Raw genomic sequence first — 19240 nt, 5'->3', positions numbered from 1 at the left:
ATAACTATTTAAGATGTATAAAAAACGCGACATAAGTCGCGTTTTTTTATTTCTGTTTTTTACGTTATCTATTTAATGAACCTGAGTTCAAGTGAATTGATAACTGGTAGATTAATCCTTAGGATTTCTATAACTCACTTTGTAAAAAATACTATATAAAACCGGCACTGCAATCAGAGTTAATATTGTTGCAAATGTTAACCCGCCCATAATCGTCACTGACATATCCGCAAAGAATGCATCGGATAACAATGGCGCCATGCCTAATATTGTGGTTATAGCCGCTAGAGCAACAGGGCGTAAACGACTCGAACTCGCCGTTACAATTGCAATTCTAGGGGGGTTACCTTCAGCAATTTGTAGATCAATTTCTTCAAGTAATACAATGGCATTTTTAATCAACATGCCAAATAAACTTAAGAAACCTAATAAAGACATAAAGCCAAATGGCATATCAGTTAACAATAGCCCTGAAACCACACCAACAATAGCCATTGGTACAATTAACCAAATAATTAATGGTTGTCTTACTCGACCAAACAGCAACACAGAAATTAAAAACATAACTAAGAATCCCATCGGTAAACCTTTACCTAAAGCTTGTTGTGCTTCACCTGCATTTTCGTATTCACCTCCCCATTCAAGTTCATATCCATCTGGAATATCAATAGCTTCAATTTGAGGCCTTATTCTAGTGAATGCTTCACCTGCGGTTTCTGAAAAACCTGGGTCAGATTTAACGGTAATGGTACGGACTCGGTTTCTGTGATGAATTTGAGTTTCTTCATTGATTAACTCAACACCAGATGAGATCTGTTGGAATGGTATATATTCTCTTTGCGCGCTACTCCAAACTTGGCTTTGCTCAATAGCTTCTACTGCAGATGAATCAGAACCAGCCATTTTAGCTTTAATGGAATAACTATAATCACCATCTTGCAGTCGAGCTAGCTCTAGTCCGTTTGATGCATATTGCACTGTTTGGCTAAAGTCATTACGAGACACACCCGCAATACCGGCACTAAACGAGTCATAATTAGTATTTAACGCTAATCCTTTCTCTCGCCAATCATGGCGAATATCTTTAATACTGCCGTCTGCTCGCATAATATTTTCAGCTTCAGCCGCTAACTGTCTTAATACCGTTGCATCAGGTCCTGAAAAACGAGCGGCTAATTTAGCGCCTCCGCCTGGACCAAACTGAACACGTTCAACATAAAATTCAGCATCTAAGTCTGTTAATTTTAATTTTTCTAATAACTTAGGTATTAACTGTGGTATTTGCTCTTTGGTATGAGTTTCAATTAAAAATGTACCATAACTTTCGTTAGGTGTTTGAGCTTGATAGGTTAAGGTAAATCTATCCGCACCTCGACCAATAAATGTTGATACAACATTAACTTCTTCAAAATCTAGCGCTATTTTCTCAGCTGCAACCATAATGTCAGTGGTTTGTCTGATATCTCTATCTTGAGGTCCCCAGTAATGAACATAAAATAGCGGTGTATTAGAAGACGGGAAGAAGCCTTGTTTAACCAGGCCAAAACTACCAAATGCTGTCACAGTAATCGCCAATAATGCACAAACGGTTACCCATCTATGTCTTAACGCAAAATGAAGAACTTTCAAATAGCCTTTATAGAAACTACCGTTGTTAGCATCGTTTTCGTTATCGTTTCCTGTTTGATAAAGATACTTACCGAGTAATGGCACCAACGTTATTGCTAACACCCAACTTAACATTAATGAGACTAATACCACGGCAAACAATGAATACAAAAATTCACCTGTTGCATCATCAGACAAGCCGATACCAGAAAATGCAGCGATACCAATTACAGTTGCGCCTAATAATGGCCATTGTGTACGCTTAACAATAAAAGAGGCTGCTTCAAGTGCTTTTTTACCTTGGCGCATTCTCAGCATCATGCCTTCAGCCACTACAATCGCATTATCAACTAACATCCCCATGGCAATAACCATAGCGCCTAGAGATATTCTTTGCAGTTGTAATCCCATTAGCCACATGATCAAAACCGTGCCCATTACCGTTACTATTAATACCGTTCCAACTACAACGCCTGAACGCCAGCCCATAAACAACATTAATGTAATAGTTACAACGGCTACTGACAGTATTAAGTTGTCAATAAAGCCTTGTACGGATTCATCAACAAGTGCAGCTTGATCATAAATTGGGGTTAGGGTGATACCAGCTGGAAGTTTAGTTAAAATATTATTAACTTTATCAGTAACGGCCTTACCAACTTCAACAATATTTACATCATCTAATGCTGCTACAGCCAATGTAATTGCTTCGTGGCCTTGATAACGAACAAGTACGGGTTGTACATCAATAGGTTCAAATTTTAGTTCTGCAAAATCACGAATTTTAATCGACTTATTTGAGCCTGGTACAACCAAAGGCAAATTATAGATCTCTTCAATTTGATTAACCGAGTTATCAACCAACAACCTTACTTTCCTGCCTTCAACATTCAATCTTCCACCATTAAATGGTTTCAAATTTTCTTGTAATAAGCCCATAAGATCAGGGAACGAAATCCCTAAACCAGAAATTTGATATGGATTTATGTATACAACGAGTTGTTCTTGTTGAACACCACTAACTTGAACTTTAGCAACACCATCGGTTACTAATAACTCACGTCGAATAATTCGAGAAAACTCACGTAATTCATAAGTTGAGAAATCAGGGGCGCTTAGTGCATAGTACATCCCATATACTTCACCAAAGTCATCATAAACAACAGGCTGTTGAGCGCCAGTTGGTAAATTTTTACCTGCGTCACTTAATCTTTTTCTAACTTCATCCCAAATTTGAGGTAGTAAATTTGAGTCATAGTTAGACTTAACTTCAAGCGTTATCTCAGAAACTCCGGGCTTAGATATTGATTCTAATTTTTTTAACTGCGCCATTTGTTGTAATGCAATTTCTAATGGCTCAGTAACTTCTCGTTCAACTTTTTCTGCACTAGCGCCAGGAAACTGTGTAACAATTTGTACAACTTTAATGGTGAAAGCGGGATCTTCTAATCGACCAATATTACTTAATCCAATTAATCCACCAAGCACAAAAACAACAACCATCAACCAAGTATTGACTGGTCTTTTAAAGGTATAATTTGCAATATCCATAGTTTAGCGCTCCGCCGTATATGGTTTTACAACTAGACCTTCTTGCATTTTGGTCGTGCCAGCAGCAACAACAAGGTCACCTTTTTGAATCTCTCCGTTGATAACGGCATAACCTTGCTCAACGGTAAGAACTTGAATTTGTTTATTACTTACTTGTTTTGTATTTTTATCAAATACCCAGACATTAAAACCGTCAGCTTTATTACCGTTAATCGCAGTAAAAGGGATAATTAATGCAGACATTGATCTTTGTTGACCTGCAACTAACTTAACAATTGCTCTAGCTCCTGGAGTTAAGCTTTGCTTTGGTGCTGAATTAGCTGCAAAAACCACTTTGTAGGTTTGAGTTACCGGATCTGGCATGGTTGAATGTTCAACGTATTCCAATTCGTATTCTTTATCAGGTGCAGATAGTGAATGAGCTGTGGCTTTAATAAGAGAGCCACTTTTATACGAGCTTAATAGTCTTTCAGGTATGTTGATATTAAAATATAATTGAGAGATATCTTGTAGCTTTGCAATGGTATCGCCCGCTTTTACATAACTATCATTTTCAACTAAACGCTCAGATACTTGCGCATCAAAAGGAGCTGTTAATCTGGTGTAACTTAAGTTTTGTTTCGCGTCGTTTAATATTATTTCAGCTAATTCAAATGCAGTTTCTGCACTATCTAATTGGCTTTGCGATGAAACACCTTTGCTAAGCGTAGATTTTATTCGTTTTAAATCTAACTCTGCTTGATTGAATCTAGCTTTAGCTTCTTTAACTTGACGCTGAAAAGGAGCTGGGTCGATTTGAGCTAATAATTCGCCTTTTTTAACTTGGCTCGCGGTACGTAAATGAACTTCTTTCAAACGTCCAGTCACCTCAAAACTCATATTTATTGTTTTCACCGCGGTTACTTCCGCAGGAAAAGAAATTTGGCTTTCATCCGGAATGTTAGAAACCATCGCTAACTTTACGGTTTGGATAGGTTTTACTTGTTGTGCATCATCCTTGTTACCTCCACATGCTGAAAGTATTGCCAAAGCGGCAACAAGAGCTGAAAGTCGAAACGTATTAATTGTTATCGGCTTTGGTGAGGTTTTTTTGTTATCTGTCATGTTATTAGTCCAAGTTATATAAAGCTTAGGAAAATAGGTAAACAATAATCCATGTATTAAGTAGCAAGTAAACTGCGTAGTGTAGTTTAAGTAAATAATTAAGAAAGTAAACTTCTTAATTAAAATTTAATGATCAAAAAGCAACCTCTAATTATCTTGTAAGTAATTAGCTATGCCACTTAGTTAAAGCTGTTGAAGTACAGCTGGTAATTGGTCGGGTAAATCCTCTGCAAGTAAGCCAGTGCCAAAATTTGCAGCGGCTTCACTATGAAGCCATACGGCCGCAGCTGTAGCAAGAAACGGTTCCATTCCTTGTGTTAGCAAACCTAAAATTATACCAGCTAAAACATCACCAGTCCCCGCTGTGGCTAAAGTCGCGGGTGCGTTTGTGTTGATAATAGTACGGCCATCAGGTGCTGCAATCACAGTATCGTTACCTTTGAGTACCACTATAGCACCGCTAATTTTGGCTGCATTGCGAGCACGACTTAATTTATCGCTGCTGAGGTCTATATTAGGAAATACTCGGCTAAATTCACCTTGATGTGGTGTCAGCACACATACTCCATCAATAGCGCTAAATAACATCTGCGGATCTTTCTTAAAAGACGAAAGGGCGCCAGCATCTAATACGGTAGGCTTACCTGACTTGAGCATTGCCAATACTTGAGTTCGAGTTTCTTCACCAACGCCAGCGCCGGGACCAATAAGTAGCCCCGTTATCCGTTTATCCGTTAGCATAATATCAAGGTCTTGTAATTTGGCTATAGGGGTTACCATTATGCTGATCAATGTGGTGGCATAAACCATTAACGCCGCTTCACCTTGACTAACATCTACTGCAACTGTTGTTAGCCCAGCACCAACACGCGCTGCCGCTCTGGCAGACATACGAGCAGCTCCTGTCGTTGGCCATCCTCCCCAAACTAGAGCGTGTCCTCGGGTATATTTGTTACCTTCTTGCTCAATCAAAGGAAATACGTCTATCCATAAATCGGGATGATTTTCAAAACTGTTTACAGTTACTTTATTAGTAATATCGCCGAAGAGTACGGAAATAGGTGTGCCAATATCAGCCACTAACAATTCGCCACAAAGACTTTTACCTGGCTGCAACAAATGCCCGGGCTTTTTACGAAAACATGTCACTGTAAGTTCAGCGGCTACGGCACCAACATTTACGCCAGTATCCCCCATTAATCCGCTTGGAACGTCAACAGCTACAATAGGTATGCATTTAGACTTTGCCATCAATAGAGTTTCAAGTGAAGCCCCTTGTAATGGACGAGCTAAGCCTGCACCAAATATGGCATCTACAATTAACTCTGCTCCATTTAACGCTTCAGGTGTTAATGGTTCAACAACACCTTTCCAAAGAGTACTGTGGTGAGCTGCTGAGCCTTTTAACTGATCACGGGAAACAAGCGAGGCAACACGCACCGACCAGTTAGCGTCAGCCAATACTCGAGCGATAACAAAACCATCGCCGCCATTGTTGCCTGGACCACAAAGTACGACCACAGAGCAGGGAGCCCAGCGCTCTATAATAGCTTGAGCTACCTTATGTCCGGCATTCTCCATTAAACTAATGTCGCTGATACCTGCAATTACTGTCATGCGATCACATTCAGCCATTTGTTCACAAGTCAGTAAAGCATGAGATAATTTTGATTTATCTTTACATAATAATTGGTTCATTACTTAGCCTCACTCTTGTGTTGAAATGTTTGATCCAATGTATTAATACAATTGGTATTTAATGACAAACTAATTGGATAGTGATCTGACGATTTAATATGCGTATGTACTTGTGCATCAACCACAGTTAAACCTCGGCTATAAATGTGGTCAAGGTGTTTTAGTAAATGACTTAATCTTGGCCTACGCTTGATTTTCACTTCATCTAAATGCAATGATTTTGCTAGTTGATTAAAATAGCGCAATCGTTTGCCATTCCATGTATTAAAGTCACCAGCTAATAGTATTGGCCCCTTGTGATCGGCTAAAGATTGGAAAACCTGATCTAAATGCACGCTAAATTTTTCAAACGTAACAAAGTTAATAATATGGCAGTTGACGACAAGTAATGACTGGCCTTCAATATTTAACGGGTACACAGTTGCCAGTGACATTTTTTTTGTTTGTGAGATTGGTTCATGGTGTTTGGATACGGAAAAGTAATATTCTTGTGCTGCAACACTACAACCTGTTTTTACGCCAGTATCTATATCGTTTTTTACCGTTTTGAAACTACGCGCCATAATCCATTGATGTCTTAATGACTGATTAAAATGGATGTCAAAAGGGGTGTTTAAAATGGCTTCTTGCAACAAAATCAAATCTTTGTCCCAAGTTAAGTTAATAAAATCTTCCTGCCATCCTTTTCTTTTACATTTAAAAACATTCCATAGAAGAATTTCTATATTCGGGCCTAGTATAAACTTTGGCGCACGGCCCATCAGTTTTAAGGATTCAACTAATTTATACCTATCTTTGATCATAAACCTATTTCCGTTCTAAGGCCTTTTATGGATGTTTCGGCTTTTCACTCTACTTTAACCGTATTGTTCTAATACCATTACACATATGGTGAGAACAAACGAAATAAGTTGTTTCGAATTTTCCTAGGAACAGATACTTTATCGACGTCGGCCTGAGTGATTAGTGATGAATTCTGTTTTTTCACTATAAAAAAGTCAGTGAGTTGTTTATTAAGATCTTCGTCAAAGCATTCTAAATTGATCTCAAAGTTTAACTCCATACTCCTAGAGTCCCAATTACTAGAGCCAATAAATGACCAAACATCGTCAATCATAGTAATTTTACTATGTTCAAAAGGGCTGTTGTTTTTATATATCTGTATTCCGTGCGCCATAACCCTTGAAAAGTTTGCTTCCATTATCCAATCTACAAAAGAAATATCACTATGTTGAGGTACTATGATCTCAACAGACACACCACGCATAGCAACACTATGAAGACAATTCATTAATGTTTGATCAGGAATAAAATAGGGCGTCATGATCTTCACGCTTTTTTGGGCGCAGGCTAATGCGTTAATTAATGTCCAGCGTATTTTATTATGATTTTCATCAGGGCCATCTTCAATCACTCTAGCCAATACAGGTGTATCAGTTTTGTCCTGCTGTAAGTTTGTATCTGAGCTAACTTTATAACTTGGGAATTCAATCAATTCATTCGTTGTAAAATACCAATCTTCAATAAACACCTGACTTATTTGATCAATTACAGGCCCAGATATTTTAAATTGAATATCATTAATAGGATGAGTCGCAGATTCAACTAAGTTATCTCCGCTTATGTTCATACCTCCAACATACGCGACTTTACCGTCAACGCAGAGTATTTTCCTGTGGTTTCGTAAGTTGATAAACCGAATGCTGCTAAGTGATATGGCGGGTAAAAAACTAACCGCTTTCACTCCCATCTTCTTTAATGCACGACTAGATTTATGCCAACTATAACCAATACCAATACTGTCCAGTAGTACATTTACTGCAACGCCTCGCTTTTGTGCTTGACCAAGCGCACTGACAAATTGTCGGCCTAGTGAATCGTAATCAAATATATAACTAGATAAAACAATACTGTGTTTTGCATCATTAATAGATTGAATCATGGCAGGATAGGCCGCATCTCCATTAATAAGAGATTCAACCTTGTTACCAGCTAGGTAATTAACTGGATGAATTCTATGTCCAGCAATAATTGCGCTATGCCAGTTTAAAGGAATATTATGAAAGTTAGTGTTTTGGTCTTTGAATTCAGTTTTATGCAGTTTTATCTGTTTAAGATCATCGTTAAGTTTTTGAGGATGAATTTTCTTAGCTGAACGTTGGATACGATTTATACCAAACAGCCAATAAAACAAGCTCCCAATAACTGGCGAAAATATAACAAGACCAATCCAAGCTAAAGATGTCCCTTCATTTTCTTTGAACAAAAGTATATGTAACGATGTCAAAACAGATAAGCTAATGTGGAAAATAACAATCAGAGTTACCCAGTTAATAGCAACCCAATTAACTAACGCTTCAGAAATTTGCATATAACTCTACTTAATAATTGAATTTAAAAGAATATTTTCATAACAATTGATAAATAATGGAGAGCAATAGTGATCAAAGAATATTACAATAGTATCTCAACCTACCTAATGGAGTTACTGAATTCCGATTATATATTCTTAATTATTTTACTCACTACATCTGTTTCAATTATTTATTTTATTATAATAACTTACATCATTACGCAAATGGATTCACGGTACTTTATCCGTATAAAAGCATCTGTAAATGATGTTAATAAAAATCCCCCCTTAAGCCTAATGCGACATGCCGTAAATCACACAGTATTTTACATGGTGAAGGCAGCCGAAATAATTCTTGGGGTAATATTGATCCTATGTGGCATTGCCATGCTAGTTTTACCAGGTCAGGGCATTATTACCTTGCTAATTGGTCTGAGCTTAGTTCCATTTCCCGGAAAAAATAAGCTTGAACAAAACCTTCTTGCCCGAAAATCAGTGCAATCCACACTAAATTGGATCCGAGTTAAGGCCAATAAAGAACCTTTTGTTTTTGATTAGTTGCACTGCTTAAGAACTCTAACAAAGGTAACGTTATATCACCTTTAGAAAAAGAGAATGAATGAGATCACTGTTTAAATTTAAAGGTTAATGTTAGTTTGTGAATATAATAGTTAAGTTACATAAGCAAAATTAAAAAAGTTAATATGAAATTATTACTAACCGCGACCAACGCACTTAATAAATGGTTAAACACAGAATTACCTCGCTTACCCGTTGAACAGGGTAAGCAAGCTGGGGTGAATACATTAATATCTAATGTTAAAACCTTCAGTTGGCAAGTACATATTATTGATAATCATCATCGGTCATATCAAAAAACAATTATTGCTTGTGAAGCCAATAGCCGTTTTTTATTTTTCATTCCAGTTACCGCAGAATTATCACAACAAGAATTAACAGAGACTTTACAAATTAATTGGCAGCTGACGCTTGCAGCAACACTAGAAAACTATCAATTAATGCCTAATAGTGACATTGCTTATTTGTTAAGTGTTTTGTCTCAAATTAGCTTTACACCTGAGTGGGTGAAAAATAACGATTTGAGCATTAATGGCCATATTTGTGATGCCGCCATTTGGATAAGCCAAACACTTGAAGAAAATAAACTTGATAGCTTAACCCCAGAACTGGCATTGGAGTTAACCTGTTATTTAAACACTCAAATCAAACGCGTTACTAATAAACAAACCAGACATAAAGAAAAATTCATCCCCATTGAGCAGTTATTAATTTATTGCAAACAAATAATAAGCAGTAACTCAACGCCTACAACAGACACCAAAATCAATAGCGACCTTGATGCTAATACAAGTACTAATAGCGCTGTTGCTACAAGTGATGACGCTAAGACAAGTGCTGATATTGATAAAAAGAGCAATGTTATTTACATCAGTGAATACAAACATTAACTTGCTGATTAAAAGCATAAAGTAATTTTTTGCTTATATTGGGCTTTTGCTTATTGTTTTTTTGCACAGACAAGGGCAGTTTCTACCATATCTCAGCTACTCCAATTATTATAAAGCGAAAGTCTAGTAACAGATTGATGTATCTGATATTAATAGATTCAGTATAAAAGTGAGAAAGTTTTGGATAGGAAAACATCCTAAACGCTCACGATTAAATTGTTATGTTTTTCAGGAGTCAGTGTGAAAATAATTAGTGTGTTATTCTTGATGTTTTCTTTTAATTCTTATTCCTGTGGGATCATTACAGGGCTGTTTACCACAGAAAATATTTCTTTAGATTATGCGGGAACCATCAAACTTGGAATGCCTTATAACGAAAGAAATAATACATTTATTCCTCTGAGTTTTACTGGAGGGAAATGGTTGAATAACTCTGGCATTGTTTTCAAGGAAGTTATTTCAAAAGTAGAAGGCTTTCAAATTAACATCACAGTTCAAACTTGTTTAGCTAGCGGTGATAGCCAAAATAAAACGCGAGAAATAATAGTTAATAAATTAGTATCGGGTACCTATAAAGTTAATTATGTAAACCCTAATAATGCAGTAATAAGACTTGGTGAAATAAAAATATAACAAGTGACCATGACTCCCATCGCGTTTTAACCACTGTAAATTTAACTTTAAGGATCTAGCATGTTTCTCTTCAGTTATGAGTTTGAGCGGACTGTTCTTCAACCATTATCATCACTATTTATATTAATAAAGTAACTGAAAGAAATAGACTAATACGAATGATAAATGTATTGGAGCAAGAAGGGTGTTTTAGGATTGTTTCTGAAATTGCTTGATTACTTGAAGAAATTGGTACAACCGAGTGGATTCGAACCACCGACCCCTACCATGTCAAGGTAGTGCTCTAACCAACTGAGCTACGGTTGTATTGTTTTGAAGAGTTAAACCACTTGATGTGTTTTAACGGCGGCTATCTTATGTATCAGGCTGTTAAAATGCAAGGCGTTTTTTAACAGAACACACTGATTGAATAATTAGTGTACGTTTATCACAATCCTTTTGAAATGATAATTGTATTTAGCGGTTATGTTTATTAGTCTTAAACAATCGTTTAAAACAGAACCCTCAATTTATATGTCCAACAAGAGCAGTACCAAAGATAAAATTTTAGATGCAGCGGAGCATTTGTTTGCCATAACGGGCTTTGCTGAAACCTCTATGCGTCAAATAACTAGTAAGGCCAATGTTAATTTAGCGTCGGTTAATTATCATTTTGGTTCTAAAAAAGATTTAATCCAAGCTGTGATGGACAGATACTTATCTCAATTTTTACCTCAGTTATTAAATGAAATTAAACAGTTAAGCCAAAGCCAACCGGATTACTCTATTACTCAACTGTGTAGCTGCTTTAAACAGCCGCTGTTAGACTTAGAAAAAATCAATACACATGGTTCCGTTTACTTTTTGCAGATGTTAGGAAGAGGGTATGTGGATTACCAAGGACATTTACGTGTTTTCATTACAGAAAAATACGGCTCTGCTTTGACACACATTCAACAGGCGTTTCATAAAACCAAACCTGAGTTAACTCCTGCTGACTTATTTTGGCGTTTACATTTTATTTTAGGTACCTCTGTTTTTACTTTGGCGGCGTCGAACGCGCTGTCAGATATATCCAATAAAGACTTTGATCAAACAATGAATACAGAGCAAATAATTGATGAGTTATTACCATTTTTAGCCGCAGGATTTATAAACTCATGATCAAGCAAGCAAGCGTTATGATGGACTTAGAAGGCACAGTGTTAGCAGAAGATGAAAAGGTCATGTTAGCTGATCCGCTTATTGGTGGCTTAATTCTGTTTAGCCGTAACTTTGAAAGTTCCAAACAGCTCATTCAATTAATAAAGGATGTTCGCCAAGCGGCAAAACAGCCTATTGTTATTGCGGTTGATAATGAAGGCGGGCGTGTACAACGTTTTAAAACCGACGGTTTCACACCAATTCCAGCCATGGGGAAATTAGCACCTTTCTTTGAAGCCAGAAATAAGGCAGCTGAGTCCGTGAGTGAGTTAGCTTGGTTGTTAGCGTCTGAATGTTTAGCTCACGGTATTGATGTGTCGTTCTCGCCAGTATTAGATCTAGAGCGTGGTTCAGATGTTATTGGTGACCGATCATTTAATTCCGACATTAACCTTGCTACTGAGTTAGCAACATATTGGTGTGATGGTTTAGCCAATGCAGGCATGGCAAGTATTGGTAAACACTTTCCCGGTCATGGCAGCACTAAGGAAGACACGCATATTGCAGCGCCTGTTGATACCCGTTCGTTTGCCGAGATAGAACAAAACGACATGGCTATTTTTAAAACCATGATTGCCGACAATAAGTTGCAAGGTATGATGCCAGCACATATTCGCTTTAGTGCGGTTGATGACAGTCCAGTTGGATACAGCAAGCATTGGCTACAAAATATATTAAAACAAAAATTAAGCTTTAACGGCGTTATTTTTAGTGATGATTTATCTATGGTTGGCGCAGGTGAACATTTATCTTATGCCGAAAAAGCATTAAATGCCGTGAATGCTGGTTGCGATATGGTATTGATATGTAATGATAAAAATGGAGTTAGGCAAGCATTGAGTGAATTACAACATAGTGTGTCTGACCAACAATCTAACGCGCTAAGTTTATTATCTACCACACATATTGATTTAGTTGAGTTACAAGCGTCTGAACGGTGGAAGCGGGCAGTAGCATTAGCTAAAACGATTAACTAAGTGCAGTTGTTTATTTAAACAAATTGTCGACAATATAGCCAAAGGTCTAATACAAGCTCTCTTGTAATTCTATTACTCTTAAACCATAAAAAGTGTAAGGGTAAAAAATAATGAGTTATAAAGCACAATACTACCACTCAAAAACCAATCCAATAGAATTTTGGCAACAGAAGTCAGAACTCATTGATTGGTATAAAGCTCCTAGCAATATTCTTAGCCAAGATGAAAATGATTTTTATCATTGGTACGCTGACGGATCACTTAATACTTCTTACTTAGCCTTGGATGTTCATGTTAATGAGGGGCGTGGCGATCAAGTTGCATTAATCTACGACTCACCAGTTACTAACACCAAAGAGCAATATACCTATTCAGAATTAAAAGTTCTGGTTGCTAAATTTGCTGATGTATTAGCCAAGCAAGGCGTTACAAAAGGCGATAGAGTATTAATTTATATGCCGATGATCCCACAAGCCGCTATTGCTATGTTAGCAACTGCAAGGCTAGGCGCTATTCATTCTGTGGTTTTTGGTGGTTTTGCACCCCATGAACTGGCCGTTAGAATTGACGATGCCACACCAAAAGTTGTGGTTACAGCCAGTTGCGGTGTTGAAATCGATAAAGTTATTCCATACAAACCTATGATTGATAATGCTTTTGAAGATGCTAGTTATAAACCTGAGAGCTGTATTGTTTATCAAAGGGAGTTACTTCAAGTTGATTTAATACCGCAAAGAGATATTGAATGGCAAACGGCGATGGAGACAGCCACAGAACATGCACCAGTTCCTGTACTTGGCAGCGATCCGCTATACATACTTTATACTTCTGGTACTACGGGGACACCTAAAGGTGTGGTTAGAGAAAACGGCGGACACGCCGTTGCCATGCAATATTCTATGGATGTTATTTATGGTATGAAACCTGGTGATGTATTTTGGGCCGCATCGGATATTGGTTGGGTAGTAGGGCATTCTTACATTGTTTATGGGCCATTAATTTGTGGTTGTGCAACTGTATTGTATGAAGGGAAACCCATTAAAACACCAGATGCCGGTGCATTTTGGCGTGTATGTGAAGAATATAAAGTTAATGCTTTATTCACAGCGCCAACAGCGTTTAGAGCTATTTGTAAAGAAGATCCAAACGGTGATGAAATATCAAAATACGATTTATCATCGTTACAACGTTTATATCTTGCTGGAGAACGTTTAGATCCGGCGACTTATCATTGGCTAAAAGAGATTACTCATTTACCCGTTATTGATCATTGGTGGCAAACCGAAACTGGCTGGGCAATCGCTGGTATTCCTGTGGGCTTGGAAATGTTAGATCCTAAAGAAGGTGCCGCTGGTGTTGCTATACCGGGTTTTCAGGTAGAGATATTAGACCCTGATGGTAATGAGGTAGAACAAGGTGAGTCTGGATATATAGCAATAAAACTGCCTTTGCCTCCTGGTTGTTTACCTACAATTTGGAATAACCCAGAACGTTTTAAAGCAGGTTATTTAACTAGTTTCCCCGGTTATTATGTTACTGGTGATGGTGGATATATAGATAAAGACGACTACCTATTTATTATGGGTCGTACGGACGATGTTATAAATGTCGCCGGTCACCGTTTATCTACCGGGGAAATGGAAGAAGTTATCTCTAGTCATAAAGATATAGCGGAATGTGCGATTGTTGGAATTAAATGCAAATTAAAAGGACAGGTGCCGTTAGCGCTTATCGTATTGAAAAATGGAGTGAATTCTGAATCTGATATTCATGGCAATTTAAAAGAGCTAATTCGTGATCAAATTGGCGCAATCGCTTCACTTAAAGATGTATTAACGGTGGAAAGGTTACCTAAAACTCGTTCAGGTAAAATATTAAGGAAAGTCATGCGCCAAATGGTGGATGGTGAAGAGGTTCAAGTTCCATCAACAATAGACGATATGAGTATTTTGGATGAACTAAAAGTTAGCTTTGATCTGCTTAGCGTGGACTAGGTACTTTTGAGCAGGCACAAAAAAGGGCAGTTAATACTGCCCTTATTTTTATTGTTCGTTAGAATGAGTTTGTTACAAACTTACGCTAATTCTGCCAAACACATTTCTTCAGAGATTTGATCACACCATTGTTTAACACGTTTTTCTGTTAACTCTGGTTGTCTGTCTTCATCGATACCTAAACCAACAAAGTGGCTATCATCAGCCAATCCTTTAGAAGCAACAAAGTCATAACCGTCTGTCGACCATTGACCCATAACAATTGCGCCTTTAGCTTCAACAATATCTCTTACCATACCCATGGCGTCCAAGAAATATTCAGCGTAATCTTCTTGGTCTCCACAACCAAAAATAGCAACTAACTTACCGTCAAAGTCAATTTCTTCTAGTTCAGGAAAAAAGTCATCCCAATCACATTGAGCTTCGCCGTAGTACCAAGTTGGGATACCGAATAACAATAAGTCATATTCAGCAATTTCTTCTTTGGTACTTTTAGCTATGTCATGAACATCAACTAAACTTTTACCTAGTTGTTTCTGGATAAGTTTTGCAACATGTTCAGTATTTCCAGTATCGCTACCGAAATAAATGCCTACACTAGCCATTTGGATAACCTTCTATAAATTTTCTAATGAATTGTTGATTAGTTCTGCTAAAAGTTCACTACGGCTTAAGCCTTTTTCAGCAGCGAGCACAGAGGCTTTATCGTACATTTCTCTGTGTAATTTAATTTCTACTCGTTTCAGACCATTTTGCTTATCGCGCGTTAACTGATTTTTTTTGTTAATTCGCATTTGCTGTTCACGACTATAAGGTGAACTTTTCGGTCTTCCACGTTGTTTCTCTGTTGCAAATAAATCAATGGTTGCTCTATCGACAGTTACTTTTGCCATTATGCTAACCCGTTCATTTCCCAATACACTTGAATTAGGCCTTTAGCCAAAAATCCAAAACAGCCTAAAAATAAAACCAACCAAACAAATACTTTACCGTACAAAGGCACGTCGCCTTTATTAAGTACGTCTTTAATTGCCATGCCGATGAAAAAAAAGATAGCAGCAAAAAATAAATTTAAGCCAATAATTTCAACTAACTCGTATTGTTCTGGCGTCATAGAGTTTCTCTATTAATTGTTTTTCTATAATACTAACAACTGATCAGCATTACCTTGATCTGGATCTTGATATTAAACAAAATTTAATTAACTGACCCAAACGGCGCAGGAGTGTAGCAAATCTATCATTGTAATTCAGCAACTATGCTAAAAAATCTCGACATATTTTTATAAATGCGGTGGCTTTTTCAGCATGTAACCAATGTCCCGCATTTTGTATGACTTTGACACTTACTTTAGGGAAACGAGCGACTATCTCAGGTTTGTGTTCTGGCAACACGTAATTAGAGTTCCCACCAACTATAAACAAGGTTGGCCCTTGGAAAACAAGCTCTGAATTACCTTTTATTAAATTATCGTAATTTTGCTGTAGAGCTTGTAAATCAAAACGCCAGCGCCAACCCGTTGCTGGCTTTTCTGCTCGAGTTAAGCTTTTTAATAAAAAGCCTCGTACGCCAACTTCATCAATAAATTGACTTAAGGTTTCATCGGCTTGTTGACGGTTTTCTAATGTGTCTAAGTCAATAGAGTTTAAACCTTGGATAATATTATCGTGTCTATGGCTATATTGTACTGGCGCTATGTCTGCCACAACCAAACGTTCAACTCTTGAATTGTCTAACAGGGCAATTTCCATTGCTATTTTTCCGCCCAACGAATGACCCAACAAACTAAACTGTTTTAAACCTTGTTCATCAGCAAATTCAATAACCGCTTTTGCCATTGTGTTTATGGTTAATGGTGTTGGTGTAGTGGAATCACCATGAGCCGGAGCATCAATTAAAAACACTTTATATTGATCAGATAAAGATTTAGCGATTTGCTTTAAATTATCAGAGGTACCAAATAAACCGTGAATGATAATTAATGGCTTACCTTGACCTAAAACTTGATACGAAATTGTCATGTTTTTATCCAAATTGGCTATAGAACGGAAATGTAACGAAAAATGTGACGATAATTCATGGAAAATAAAATTAACTATTCTATCTAGACCAGAAGTAAGGTATTTTCTTATAGTGTGTAACAATATGCAATTGAACACTGATATAATAACTGAATATATTAATGATTTTGTTATGTTTAGTTAACAAAATTCAATCTCTCTTTTCTCAAACTTTTAGATCCAGACTATGAAAAACATTCAAATCGAAGAAGACTTATACCATTACATCGCGTCACAAACTCAGAATATCGGCGAAAGTGCCTCTGAGATCCTTAGACGTTTATTATTAGGTGATGCTAATGCTCCTACGCCTAAAATTGCTGAAGCGATAACGCCTCCAGTAACACAAGAAAAAGTACCAGAAACAACTCAAAAAGCTGAACCAAAAATTCAAGAGCAAAATGTTGAAAACTTAACTGCAAAGGCTAAAGTCGAACCTGTAGTTGAAGAAGGTTCTGTATTTAACTTTATTAATCAAGAAGAAGTTACCACTCAAAAGGGTGCTGTTGGCCGATTCTTATTTTTATTATCTGCATTACATCGTGCTCATCCAAAAAACTTCATAAAAGTGTTAGAAGTAAAAGGGCGTGAACGTGATTATTTTGCTGAAAGTTCACAAGAACTTGAAGCTCACGGCAGCAGTATCAAGCCAAAAGAAATTCCAGATAGTTCATTTTGGGTAGTAACGAATAACAATACTCCTAGAAAGAAACTAATTATTAATGGCGCAGCTTTAGCTCTTGGTTATACCGAAGAGCAAGCTGAAAAGTTAAGAGACTATATTTAGTACAGCTGTATTTAGTAAAGCTGTATTTAACAGATATATTTTTAAGGAAGATAACGTGGCAAATCATCCAAATGCTGGGAAACCAGCACAAAAATCAGATTTAATAAACGTTCCTAGGCTCATGTCTAGTTATTATCTAAACGAACCTGATATTGTTAAATATCCTGAACAAAAGGTCGCTTTTGGCACATCAGGTCATAGAGGTAGTGCATTAAAAACTACCTTTAATGAGTCACATATATTAGCGGTAACTCAAGCTATTTGTGATTATCGTAAAGATAAGCATTATGAAGGTCCGTTGTTTTTAGGTTTTGATACCCACGCTTTATCGGAAGCTGCATATAGCTCAGCCATAGAAGTATTAGTTGCCAATGAAGTCGAAACTATTGTGCAAACAGGAAGAGGCTTTACGCCAACGCCTGTAATTTCAAATTTGATCATTCAATACAACAACGAACACCCTTCGTTTTTGTCTGATGGTATTATAATTACCCCGTCACATAATCCACCAGAAGACGGCGGAATTAAATACAATCCACCACATGGTGGACCAGCTGATAGCGATATCACTAATTGGATCCAAGACCGAGCTAATCAGTTACTAATAGATGATTTAGCTGACGTACAGATTTATCCATTTTCTCAAGCATTGAAAACGGGCTACGTAAAAGAACAAAACTTTATTGAGCAATACGTTAATGGTCTTAATACCGTTATTGATTTTGACGCTATCAAAAAAGCAGGCGTTAAATTAGGTGTCGACCCGTTAGGCGGAGCTGGCATTGAATACTGGCCTGTGATCAAAGAAACCTATGGTATTGATCTTACATTGGTCAATGACAATCTTGATCCAACTTTTGGTTTTATGACTTTAGATAAAGATGGAAAAATCCGTATGGATTGCTCTTCAGAGTGCGCTATGGCGAGTTTGATCAGCATAAAAGATGACTTTGATATATCTGTTGCCAACGACCCTGATTATGATCGCCACGGCATAGTGACCAAAACGCACGGTTTAATGAATCCTAATCATTACTTGTCTGTGTGTATTGATTATTTAAGCAAGAACCGACTTAACTGGGATCCAGCCTTAAAAATTGGTAAAACCTTGGTAAGTACGTCTTTGATTGACCGTATTGCCGCAGCTAATAATAAACAAGTATTAGAAGTACCTGTTGGGTTTAAATGGTTTGTTGACGGTTTAACCAATCATCACATTATGTTTGGTGGTGAAGAAAGTGCAGGCGCAAGCTTTTTAACTAAAGCTGGCGATGTATGGACCACAGATAAAGACGGTATTATTTTGGCCTTGTTAGCGGCAGAAATATTAGCAGTAACAGGTAAAAACCCGTCACAGTATTATGATGAATTAACTGAGTTACACGGCAAACCTATTTACAAGCGCATCGATGCCCCAGCTAATCCTGAGCAAAAATCTGTGTTAAGTAATTTAGAGCCATCTGATATTACCTCTACCGAACTTGCGGGTGAAAAAATAGAAGCTATTTTGACTGAAGCACCAGGTAATGGCGCGTCAATTGGTGGCCTGAAAGTGGTTACTAAAAATGGCTGGTTCGCCGCTAGACCATCAGGTACTGAGAATATATATAAAATTTATATGGAAAGTTTCTCTGGTGAAAAACACCTAGCCGCAATAGAAAAAGAAGCACAAGCCATTGTGTCTCAAGCTTTTAAAGCCGCAGGGTTATAACGGTCATTTTAATATTGTAAACGTAACTCTCATAAAAGCTTAGGCCATTTGGCCTTGGCTTTTTTTGTATTAGGTCTTTTGTAATATGTTTTAAACATTTCTCTGGCAAGCTC

The 19240-nt window shown here is 37.3% G+C and carries 17 protein-coding genes and 1 tRNA gene; 8 read left to right on the top strand and 10 right to left on the bottom strand.

Annotation, left to right across the window (positions count from 1 at the left end; genetic code table 11):
* Positions 1-111: 111 nt before the first annotated feature.
* From Q0940_RS00265 to cls, 5 genes are all read right to left on the bottom strand, one after another.
* On the bottom strand, positions 112-3159 hold the full coding sequence (locus Q0940_RS00265; protein ID WP_299262520.1) for an efflux RND transporter permease subunit: 3048 nt from the start codon (positions 3157-3159) through the stop codon (positions 112-114).
* A 3-nt stretch (positions 3160-3162) separates the two neighbouring features.
* Complete coding sequence (locus Q0940_RS00260; RefSeq protein WP_299262517.1) at positions 3163-4263, bottom strand: efflux RND transporter periplasmic adaptor subunit; 1101 nt, start codon at positions 4261-4263, stop codon at positions 3163-3165.
* Between the two features lie 183 nt (positions 4264-4446).
* Positions 4447-5961: an NAD(P)H-hydrate dehydratase gene (locus Q0940_RS00255; RefSeq protein WP_299262514.1), complete on the bottom strand. Its 1515-nt coding sequence runs from the start codon at positions 5959-5961 to the stop codon at positions 4447-4449.
* Positions 5961-6764 carry an endonuclease/exonuclease/phosphatase family protein gene (locus tag Q0940_RS00250; protein ID WP_299262512.1) on the bottom strand — a complete coding sequence of 268 codons (804 nt, stop codon included), beginning with the start codon at positions 6762-6764 and terminating at the stop codon, positions 5961-5963. The genes Q0940_RS00255 and Q0940_RS00250 overlap by 1 nt, the downstream gene beginning before the upstream one ends.
* 77 nt (positions 6765-6841) lie before the next feature.
* The gene (gene cls / locus Q0940_RS00245; protein ID WP_299262509.1) at positions 6842-8332 is read right to left on the bottom strand and encodes a cardiolipin synthase; all 1491 of its coding nucleotides are present in this window, start codon (positions 8330-8332) and stop codon (positions 6842-6844) included.
* A 69-nt stretch (positions 8333-8401) separates the two neighbouring features.
* Here cls and Q0940_RS00240 point away from each other — a divergent pair, with 69 nt between their 5' ends.
* The 3 genes from Q0940_RS00240 (at position 8402) to Q0940_RS00230 (ending at position 10416) form a co-directional block, all read left to right on the top strand.
* The gene (locus Q0940_RS00240; protein ID WP_299262506.1) at positions 8402-8872 is read left to right on the top strand and encodes a hypothetical protein; all 471 of its coding nucleotides are present in this window, start codon (positions 8402-8404) and stop codon (positions 8870-8872) included.
* A 146-nt stretch (positions 8873-9018) separates the two neighbouring features.
* Positions 9019-9783, top strand: coding sequence for an amino acid adenylation (locus tag Q0940_RS00235; RefSeq protein ID WP_299262498.1), 765 nt, complete (start codon positions 9019-9021; stop codon positions 9781-9783).
* A gap of 240 nt (positions 9784-10023) precedes the next feature.
* Positions 10024-10416 carry a hypothetical protein gene (locus Q0940_RS00230; RefSeq protein ID WP_299262495.1) on the top strand — a complete coding sequence of 131 codons (393 nt, stop codon included), beginning with the start codon at positions 10024-10026 and terminating at the stop codon, positions 10414-10416.
* Positions 10417-10645: 229 nt separating this feature from the next.
* Here Q0940_RS00230 and Q0940_RS00225 read toward each other — a convergent pair.
* Positions 10646-10722: transfer RNA gene (locus Q0940_RS00225), tRNA-Val, on the bottom strand.
* Between the two features lie 207 nt (positions 10723-10929).
* Here Q0940_RS00225 and Q0940_RS00220 point away from each other — a divergent pair.
* The 3 genes from Q0940_RS00220 (at position 10930) to Q0940_RS00210 (ending at position 14569) form a co-directional block, all read left to right on the top strand.
* Entirely contained in the window at positions 10930-11559 is a 630-nt protein-coding gene (locus Q0940_RS00220; protein WP_299262493.1) for a TetR/AcrR family transcriptional regulator, read from the top strand.
* A complete protein-coding gene (nagZ, locus tag Q0940_RS00215) occupies positions 11556-12575 on the top strand; it encodes a beta-N-acetylhexosaminidase (RefSeq protein WP_299262488.1) in 1020 nt (339 codons plus the stop codon). The genes Q0940_RS00220 and nagZ overlap by 4 nt, the downstream gene beginning before the upstream one ends.
* A 110-nt stretch (positions 12576-12685) precedes the next feature.
* The gene (locus tag Q0940_RS00210) at positions 12686-14569 is read left to right on the top strand and encodes a propionyl-CoA synthetase (protein WP_299262485.1); all 1884 of its coding nucleotides are present in this window, start codon (positions 12686-12688) and stop codon (positions 14567-14569) included.
* Positions 14570-14649: 80 nt separating this feature from the next.
* Here the strand turns inward: Q0940_RS00210 and fldA are convergent, their stop codons facing one another.
* The 4 genes from fldA to Q0940_RS00190 all read right to left on the bottom strand — a co-directional run bounded on the left by fldA (position 14650) and on the right by Q0940_RS00190 (position 16590).
* Positions 14650-15174 carry a flavodoxin FldA gene (gene fldA, locus Q0940_RS00205; RefSeq protein WP_299262483.1) on the bottom strand — a complete coding sequence of 175 codons (525 nt, stop codon included), beginning with the start codon at positions 15172-15174 and terminating at the stop codon, positions 14650-14652.
* Positions 15175-15186: 12 nt separating this feature from the next.
* On the bottom strand, positions 15187-15462 hold the full coding sequence (gene ybfE, locus Q0940_RS00200) for a LexA regulated protein (RefSeq protein ID WP_299262481.1): 276 nt from the start codon (positions 15460-15462) through the stop codon (positions 15187-15189).
* Positions 15462-15683 carry a DUF2788 domain-containing protein gene (locus tag Q0940_RS00195; RefSeq protein WP_299262476.1) on the bottom strand — a complete coding sequence of 74 codons (222 nt, stop codon included), beginning with the start codon at positions 15681-15683 and terminating at the stop codon, positions 15462-15464. Before Q0940_RS00195 ends, ybfE begins: the two co-directional genes overlap by 1 nt.
* Before the next feature lie 142 nt (positions 15684-15825).
* Complete coding sequence (locus tag Q0940_RS00190; protein WP_299262473.1) at positions 15826-16590, bottom strand: alpha/beta fold hydrolase; 765 nt, start codon at positions 16588-16590, stop codon at positions 15826-15828.
* A 226-nt stretch (positions 16591-16816) separates the two neighbouring features.
* Between Q0940_RS00190 and seqA the strand changes: the two genes are divergently transcribed.
* A complete protein-coding gene (seqA, locus tag Q0940_RS00185) occupies positions 16817-17416 on the top strand; it encodes a replication initiation negative regulator SeqA (RefSeq protein WP_299262470.1) in 600 nt (199 codons plus the stop codon).
* 55 nt (positions 17417-17471) lie between these two features.
* Positions 17472-19127 (top strand): phosphoglucomutase (alpha-D-glucose-1,6-bisphosphate-dependent), encoded by a 1656-nt coding sequence (pgm, locus tag Q0940_RS00180; RefSeq protein WP_299262467.1) that lies wholly within the window; start codon positions 17472-17474, stop codon positions 19125-19127.
* The last annotated feature ends 113 nt before the right edge of the window (positions 19128-19240 follow it).

The organism is uncultured Psychrosphaera sp., assembly GCF_947500655.1.
Classification (GTDB): domain Bacteria; phylum Pseudomonadota; class Gammaproteobacteria; order Enterobacterales; family Alteromonadaceae; genus Psychrosphaera.
Note: the sequence above shows the minus strand (reverse complement) of the source record. Positions and strands in the feature narration are given on the sequence as shown.

Bases quoted from the DNA above. Each gene is read 5' to 3' on its own strand.
- seqA (WP_299262470.1), top strand. From the start codon at position 16,817: ATGAAAAACATTCAAATCGAAGAAGACTTATACCATTACATCGCGTCA.
- Q0940_RS00250 (WP_299262512.1), bottom strand. From the start codon at position 6,764: ATGATCAAAGATAGGTATAAATTAGTTGAATCCTTAAAACTGATGGGC.
- Q0940_RS00265 (WP_299262520.1), bottom strand. From the start codon at position 3,159: ATGGATATTGCAAATTATACCTTTAAAAGACCAGTCAATACTTGGTTG.
- cls (WP_299262509.1), bottom strand. From the start codon at position 8,332: ATGCAAATTTCTGAAGCGTTAGTTAATTGGGTTGCTATTAACTGGGTA.
- Q0940_RS00235 (WP_299262498.1), top strand. From the start codon at position 9,019: ATGAAATTATTACTAACCGCGACCAACGCACTTAATAAATGGTTAAAC.
- fldA (WP_299262483.1), bottom strand. From the start codon at position 15,174: ATGGCTAGTGTAGGCATTTATTTCGGTAGCGATACTGGAAATACTGAA.
- Q0940_RS00210 (WP_299262485.1), top strand. From the start codon at position 12,686: ATGAGTTATAAAGCACAATACTACCACTCAAAAACCAATCCAATAGAA.
- Q0940_RS00220 (WP_299262493.1), top strand. From the start codon at position 10,930: ATGTCCAACAAGAGCAGTACCAAAGATAAAATTTTAGATGCAGCGGAG.
- ybfE (WP_299262481.1), bottom strand. From the start codon at position 15,462: ATGGCAAAAGTAACTGTCGATAGAGCAACCATTGATTTATTTGCAACA.
- nagZ (WP_299262488.1), top strand. From the start codon at position 11,556: ATGATCAAGCAAGCAAGCGTTATGATGGACTTAGAAGGCACAGTGTTA.
- Q0940_RS00260 (WP_299262517.1), bottom strand. From the start codon at position 4,263: ATGACAGATAACAAAAAAACCTCACCAAAGCCGATAACAATTAATACG.
- Q0940_RS00195 (WP_299262476.1), bottom strand. From the start codon at position 15,683: ATGACGCCAGAACAATACGAGTTAGTTGAAATTATTGGCTTAAATTTA.
- Q0940_RS00190 (WP_299262473.1), bottom strand. From the start codon at position 16,590: ATGACAATTTCGTATCAAGTTTTAGGTCAAGGTAAGCCATTAATTATC.
- Q0940_RS00255 (WP_299262514.1), bottom strand. From the start codon at position 5,961: ATGAACCAATTATTATGTAAAGATAAATCAAAATTATCTCATGCTTTA.